At 73.4% G+C, this 6,518-nt stretch carries 8 protein-coding genes; 2 read left to right on the top strand and 6 right to left on the bottom strand.

Annotated features, from left to right (window positions below):
* Positions 1-152: 152 nt before the first annotated feature.
* From ABZW03_RS35020 to ABZW03_RS35000, 5 genes are all read right to left on the bottom strand, one after another.
* Positions 153-1,007 carry a class E sortase gene (locus tag ABZW03_RS35020; RefSeq protein WP_355267677.1) on the bottom strand — a complete coding sequence of 285 codons (855 nt, stop codon included), beginning with the start codon at positions 1,005-1,007 and terminating at the stop codon, positions 153-155.
* Between the two features lie 37 nt (positions 1,008-1,044).
* On the bottom strand, positions 1,045-2,148 hold the full coding sequence (locus tag ABZW03_RS35015; RefSeq protein WP_355267675.1) for a class E sortase: 1,104 nt from the start codon (positions 2,146-2,148) through the stop codon (positions 1,045-1,047).
* A 5-nt stretch (positions 2,149-2,153) separates the two neighbouring features.
* A complete protein-coding gene (locus ABZW03_RS35010) occupies positions 2,154-2,819 on the bottom strand; it encodes an aminodeoxychorismate/anthranilate synthase component II (protein WP_355267672.1) in 666 nt (221 codons plus the stop codon).
* Between the two features lie 54 nt (positions 2,820-2,873).
* A complete protein-coding gene (locus ABZW03_RS35005) occupies positions 2,874-3,053 on the bottom strand; it encodes a hypothetical protein (protein WP_049656795.1) in 180 nt (59 codons plus the stop codon).
* Between the two features lie 69 nt (positions 3,054-3,122).
* Entirely contained in the window at positions 3,123-3,881 is a 759-nt protein-coding gene (locus ABZW03_RS35000) for a DUF881 domain-containing protein (RefSeq protein ID WP_355267680.1), read from the bottom strand.
* A 173-nt stretch (positions 3,882-4,054) separates the two neighbouring features.
* On the opposite strand from ABZW03_RS35000, the gene crgA reads away from it, so the two are divergent.
* A complete protein-coding gene (gene crgA / locus ABZW03_RS34995) occupies positions 4,055-4,303 on the top strand; it encodes a cell division protein CrgA (RefSeq protein ID WP_270145659.1) in 249 nt (82 codons plus the stop codon).
* A gap of 337 nt (positions 4,304-4,640) precedes the next feature.
* Here crgA and ABZW03_RS34990 read toward each other — a convergent pair whose 3' ends face one another.
* Positions 4,641-5,534, bottom strand: coding sequence for a rhomboid family intramembrane serine protease (locus ABZW03_RS34990; protein ID WP_355267668.1), 894 nt, complete (start codon positions 5,532-5,534; stop codon positions 4,641-4,643).
* Between the two features lie 205 nt (positions 5,535-5,739).
* Between ABZW03_RS34990 and ABZW03_RS34985 the strand changes: the two genes are divergently transcribed.
* Positions 5,740-6,474 carry a DUF5324 family protein gene (locus ABZW03_RS34985; RefSeq protein WP_355267665.1) on the top strand — a complete coding sequence of 245 codons (735 nt, stop codon included), beginning with the start codon at positions 5,740-5,742 and terminating at the stop codon, positions 6,472-6,474.
* Positions 6,475-6,518: the final 44 nt, after the last annotated feature.

The following is a 6,518-nucleotide window of genomic DNA, read 5'->3' as shown; positions in this document are numbered from 1 at the left end:
GTGCCGTATCCGGTGCCGTCGAAGACGACGCCGATCACGGGCCGGTTCAGGCCGTTGTCCGCCATGCAGGACGCCATGTGGGCGTGGTGGTGCTGCGGCGGGCCCTCGGGCGTTCCGGTCCTCCCGGGCCGCGGGAAGGCCCGGGAACGGCTTCAGGAGTGCCGCAGCTCCGGCGGCGGGGTGCGCTTGGCGTCCATGTCGTCCACCCGCACCAGGCTCCCCCAGACGGCCATCCGGTAGCGCGAGGTGTACACCGGCGTGCAGGTGGTCAGGGTGATGTAGCGGCCGGGGCCGGCGTAGCCGGAGCGGGCCGGGACGGGCGCCACGATGCCGGTGTCGTACTTGGACGTCTCCGCCAGGGTGTTGTCGACCTTGTAGACGTACCACTTGTCCTTGGTCTCGACGACGACCGCGTCGCCCCTGCCGACGGCGTCCAGGTCGTGGAACTTGGCGCCGTGGCCGTCCCGGTGGGCGGCCAGCGTGAAGTTGCCCTGCTCGTCCCAGGGCATCGCGGCCCGGTAGGGCTGCTCGTAGACGCCCGCCACGCCGTCGTCCAGGACCTCGCTGGAGGTGCCCATCCGGATCAGCACCTGGTAGTCCCGGCCCATCGCCGGGACGTGCAGGAAGCCCACGTCGTCCCCGGCCGCGAACTGCTTCGGCCCGGGCCCGGCGCCGGGTGCGCCGGACGCACCGGCGGTGCCCGGGGCACCGGAGGCGCCGGGGGCCGGGGCCGCGCCGGGCGCGGTCGGGGAGCCGGGCTTCGGGCCGGCGGCCCAGCTGCTGCGCAGCCGGTCGGCGGCCGCCGAGGCCGAGGCGTCCGCCTGCACGTTGGTCCACCACAGCGAATAGGCCACGAACAGGCCGAGCACCAGGCCCAGGGTGATCAGCAGCTCGCCGAAGACCCCGAGCGCGGCCAGCGCCCGGCTCCGGCCCCGCCCGGCCCGCGGCTCGGGCGGGGCGAAGGCCTCCTGCGCCGGTTCGGCCGTCTGCGCGGTGTCGTCCTGCATCTGCGGTGCTCCCCCTCCGGGCCGGGCGGCCGGGCGGCTACCCGCCCGTGATGGCGGCCGGCTTGCCCTGGGCGCGCGGCCGCTCCTCGATCATCTTGCCAAAGACGATGAGGCGGAACTTGGAGGTGAACTCCGGGGTACAGGTCGTCAGCGTGATGTAGCGGCCGGGACCGGCGTACCCGGCGCCGTTCGGCACCGGCTTGATCACGCTCACGTTGTTGGGGGAGGTCTCCGGGATGCCCCCGGTGACCTCGTAGGTGTAGTAGCCGGTGGCGGTCTCCACCACGATCTTGTCGCCCTTGCCGAGCTGGTTGATGTACCGGAACGGCTCGCCGTGGGTGTTGCGGTGGGCGGCCAGCGCGAAGTTGCCCGCCTTGTCGCCCGGCATCCCGGTGCCGGCGTAGTGGCCGACCAGGCCCTTGTCGAGCACCGCCGACTTCGAGGTGCCCTCGGCGATCGGGAACTTCAGCCCCAGCTTGGGCAGGTGGATGATGGCGAAGCCCTTGTTGGGCTCGAACACCTCGGGCTTGTTCGGGTCCGGGGCCGGCGGCGCGGGCTGCCCCGGCTGGACGGACGGGGCGACCGCGTCGAACTGCTGCTCCAGCTGGTTGCGGGCCCCGTCGGCGGCCGCGTCGGCCTGCACGTTGGTCCACCAGAGCTGGTACGCGACGAAGAGCAGCATCACCACGCCGAGCGAGATGCACAGCTCGCCGACGCCGCGGGCGGCCACCACCAGCAGGGACTCCTTGGGGCGCACCCGCCCCGCGGCCCGGCCGCCCGCCCGGCGCCGGCCGCTGCCGGAGCGCAGCGAGGTGCGGCCCTGGGCGGCGCGGCGGCGCTCGGCCCGGCCGCCGGTGGGGGCCGGTTCGGCGGCCGGCGCGCCGAGGTCCGGGGGCAGCCGCAGCTGGAGGGTCTGGTCGGGCAGCCAGGGGTACTCGGGCCCGTCCACGATGGGCTCCTGGGCCTGCTCGTACACGCCCCAGGCGTCCTCGGGCACGGTCTGCACCGGGTACCCCTGCTGGTACGGGGCTCCGCCGGTGCCGTCGTCCCGGCCCGGGTACCCGGGCCCGCCGTACTGCTGCACGGTGCCGTACCGGTCCGCCTCCGGCTGGAAGCGCCCCTCCGGACGCAGCGCGGTCACGCCGGTCAGCCCCGGCCGATCACCGGGGCGAGCCCGGCCGACCGGTCGACCGCCTGCGGGAAGCCGCACTCCGCGAGCCAGTTGGCGAGCATCCGGTGACCGCCCTCGGTGAGCACCGACTCGGGGTGGAACTGCACGCCCTCGACCGGCAGTTCACGGTGCCTCAGTCCCATGATCACGCCGCTCGCGGTGCGCGCGGTGACCACCAGCTCGGCCGGCACGGTGGCCGGTTCGACCGCGAGCGAGTGGTAGCGGGTCGCGGTCAGCGGCGAGGGCAGGCCGGCGAAGACCCCGCCGTCCTCGTGCTCGACCGGCGAGGTCTTGCCGTGCAGCAGCTCCGGCGCCCGGCCGACCACCGCGCCGTACGCGGCCGCGATCGACTGGAGGCCCAGGCAGACGCCGAACACCGGCAGCCCGATCCGCGCGCAGTGGTGCACCATCTCGATGCAGACGCCGGCCTCCTCCGGGGCGCCGGGCCCGGGGGAGAGCAGCACCCCGTCGAAGCCCTCCTCGCCGGAGCGGCGGACGGCGTGCTCGACGGTCACCTCGTCGTTGCGCACCACCTCGCAGGTGGCGCCGAGCTGGTACAGGTACTGGACCAGGTTGAAGACGAAGCTGTCGTAGTTGTCCACCACCAGGATGCGGGGCGGGGTCGTCGGCCGGGTCGTCATGCGCGCGTGGTCTCCGTGGGTGCGGTACTGGAAGGGGGTGCCGGGCCCGCCGGCTCAGCCGGTCGCGGCGCCGTCGCCGCCGTCCACCGTGACGTCGCCGAAGGGGAGCAGCGGTTCCGCCCACGGGAAGACGTAGGTGAAGAGGAGGTAGACGATCCCCAGGACGAGGAGCAGCGAGATGACGGCCCGGACCAGGGTGTTCCCCGGGAGGTGTCGCCAGATCCAGCCGTACATGGTGCTCCCTCGACGTAGCGGACTGGGTTAAAGAGTAGACCCGCCGTACCCGGCCGCGGGGCCGGTCCGCTACTGCTGCCCGCCCGCCGACCGCAGCTCGGTGGTGCCGGAGTACCCGGGCAGGGTCAGCTCGCCGCTCTCCTGGACCTTCCAGCCCAGCCCGTACGCCTGGACGTACTGGAGGTAGTTGCGGATCGTCGGGTCCGCCTCGACGGCCGAGCGCAGGGCGTCGGTCCGTCCGACCGCCTTGACCACGTACGGCGGGGAGTAGACCCGGCCCTGGAGCAGCAGGGTGTTGCCGACGCAGCGGACGGCGCTGGTGGAGATCAGCCGCTGGTCCATCACCTGCACGCCCTCGGCGCCGCCCCGCCACAGCGCGTTGACCACGGCCTGGATGTCCTGCTGGTGGATGACCAGGTCGTTGACGCCGGGTTCGGGCACCCCGGGGATGCGCGCGGTGGCGTTCGGCGGGGCGTCGTTGAGGGTGACGGCCAGGCCGCCGCCCTGGAGCGGCTCCAGCGCGGCGCCGGAGCGCAAGCCGTCCAACCGCTCGGCGTCGGCGGGGTCGTGGCCCTGCTGCTCGGTGAGCTGCTGGGCGCGGGCCTGGAGGTCGGCGAGCTGGGACTGCGCCTGCTGGTTCTGCGCGCTGCGCTGGCGGACCACGTCGCCGAGGCTGAGCAGCGAGTTGTCGGTCCGCAGGTCGGTGCCGCGGGCGGTCTGCGCGCTGATGTAGAAGAGCAGACCGGCGAGCGCGAAGACGGCGCAGGTCAGGGCACGTCCGACAATTCGGGTGCCGGAGCGGCGGGTACGGGCCGGCTCGGGGGGAATCGACAAATTAGTCACCGTACCCTTATCTCCTCAAGACCCGCAGAGCCACTACGCTAACGGACGCCGGTGGCATGTGGCGGAGCGGTCCCCAGGACGTTCTCCACGGCCGACCCCGACCGATTCCACCCGTTGCACCCGCGCGGTCTCACAGCGCATCGACAGGAGAGCTCCTCGTGCCGAAGTCTCGACTCCGCAAGAAGTCCGACTACACCCCGCCGACCACGGCCGCGGTGAAGATCAGCTCGGGCCGCGGTTGGGTCGCGCCGCTGATGCTGGCACTGTTCCTGATCGGCCTGGTGTGGATCGTCACCTACTACGTGACCAGCGGTTCCTACCCGGTCGAGAGCTGGCGGAACTGGAACATCCTGGTCGGCTTCGGCTTCATCGCCGCGGGGTTCGGCGTCTCCACCCAGTGGAAGTGACGGCCCGCCCGTCCTGAGGCTCGACTCCGAGCCGTTCTCCGCCGCTCCGGACCGCTCGTCCCGGGGCGGCGGTCAGGCGTGTCCGGAGCCGGGCGGACATCCGGTCGGTTATCCCCACCATCGGACTGTCGTGCTTATCCACATGGTTATCCACACTGGGGAAAAGTCCCCCCAGCCTGTGGATAACCTTTTCCGGCGACGCCGTCCACAGCTGTGCACAACTCCCCGGGAACGGGAGAATCGCACAGCAGGACACGCGTAGAACAGCAGTCCGCACCCGGGTGGCCGCACAGCCTGTGCACAACCCCGCACCCGCTGTGGACAAACGTCCGAGGGGTCAGGCCCCGTAGAGGGCCATCCCGGCCAGCAGCATCCCCGCCTCGACCGCCACCGCACCGGCCACCGCCAGCGCCTGGACGGCTCCGCGGCGCTCGCGCGGCGCGTACATCAGGCCGGCCGCGGCCAGCGAGCCGAGCACCAGTCCGCCGACGTGCGCCCGCCAGTCGATGCCCGGGCGGGAGAAGGTGACGATCAGGTTGAAGACCAGGAACGCCATCGCCGGGCCGAGCGGGCCCCGGTTGCGCAGCTGCAGCACGATGGTGGCGCCGATCAGCCCGAAGACCGCCCCCGAGGCGCCCACCGAGTTCATCCAGTCGCCGGCCACCAGGAAGGCGAAGGTGCTGCCGCCCAGGGCGGAGACCAGGTAGAGGGCCAGGAAGCGGACCCGGCCGAGCGCCTCCTCCAGTGGGGGGCCGAGCCAGAACAGCACCAGCATGTTCATCCCGACGTGCCACCACTCCAGGTGCAGGAAGGCCGCGGTCAGCAGCCGGTACCACTGGTCCGGGCCGTCGGCGATGCCCGCCGGGCCGCCGAGGATGTCCCGCCCGGCGCTGAACAGCGACCAGGTCTGGCCCAGCCGCGGGGTGAGCACGTAGGCCGCCAGCACCCAGACCACGACGTTGATCCCGATCAGCACCCGGGTGACCAGCCCGCCGTCGGCGGCCAGGGCGCCGCCGAACCGAGTGGTCGCCTGCCGCGAACGGGCGTGGCCCTCGCCGACGCACTCCGGGCACTGGAAGCCCACCGAGGCGGCCACCATGCACCGCGGGCAGATCGGCCGCTCGCAGCGGGCGCAGGAGACCCCGGTGGGGGTCTGCGGGTGCCGGTAGCAGCCGGGCGGACCGGCCTCCGGGGACCGACCGGCCGACGGCCGCGGCTCGTCCGGGAGCATCAGCGGTGTCCCCTTCCCGTACAGACCTCCGAAACCGCCAGCCTACTGCCGCACCCCCGCCCCCGGGCCTTCTCCCCCACGGCCCGCCCGCACTCCCTTCCGCTCCCCCTCCGGCCCACCCGGCGTGCCTCCGGACAAATCAGGATGCATGATCAGCATTCAGGTGGATATGTGCATAAAGGACGCCACCCAGGAGGAGAGACTCGTGAGCTTTTCGGATTCGGCCCGAGAGACGGCCACCAGGACCCGGGACACCGCCGCACACTTCGCGGACGGCGCCAAGCAGCGCCTCGGCCCCGCCTTGGACGCCTTCGGGCCGAAGGCCGCGCAGGCCGCCCACAACCTCCGCTGCCAGTACGACCGGCACCTCGCCCCGCAGTTCGGCCACGCCTTCGCCGGTCTGCCGCCGGAGGCCCAGCAGAACGCTCTGAAGGCCCTCCACCGGGCCCAGGAGACCGCCCTGGCGGCCCGGCTGTCCGCCGCCCGGGCCGCGGACCAGGCCCGGGCCACGGTCGTCCCCAGGGTCGCCCACGCGGTCGAGGAGGCCCGCGCCACGGTCGTCCCGGTCGCCCACGAGGCCCAGGCCCGCGGCGCCGCCGCGCTGACCGCCCTGCAGGGCAACGTCAGCTCGGCCGAGATCAGCGAGCTGGCCGCCCGGAAGGCCAGGAAGGAGCACTGCAACCGGCTCTCCACCGGACTCGCGGTGGCCGGCCTGCTGGCGATCGGCGGCGGCATCGCGGCCTGGCAGTGGTGGCGCCGGCACAGCAACCCAGAGTGGCTGGTCGAGCCCCCGGCCGCGCAGGAGCCCCGGCCGGCCGGCGCGCACGCCGCCTCCGCCCCGGTGAACGGCTCCGGCCCGGAGGCCACCGCCGAACCCACCGACGGGGCCCCGGCGGACGGGAACGACGGCCCCGCCGAGGACGGCCCGGAGGCGCGCTGACGGTGCGGAGCCCCCGGAAACGCCGATCGGCCGCCGACCAGGAT

The sequence above is a fragment of the Kitasatospora sp. NPDC004799 genome (genome assembly GCF_040609095.1).
Lineage (GTDB): Bacteria > Actinomycetota > Actinomycetes > Streptomycetales > Streptomycetaceae > Kitasatospora.
Note: the sequence above shows the minus strand (reverse complement) of the source record. Positions and strands in the feature narration are given on the sequence as shown.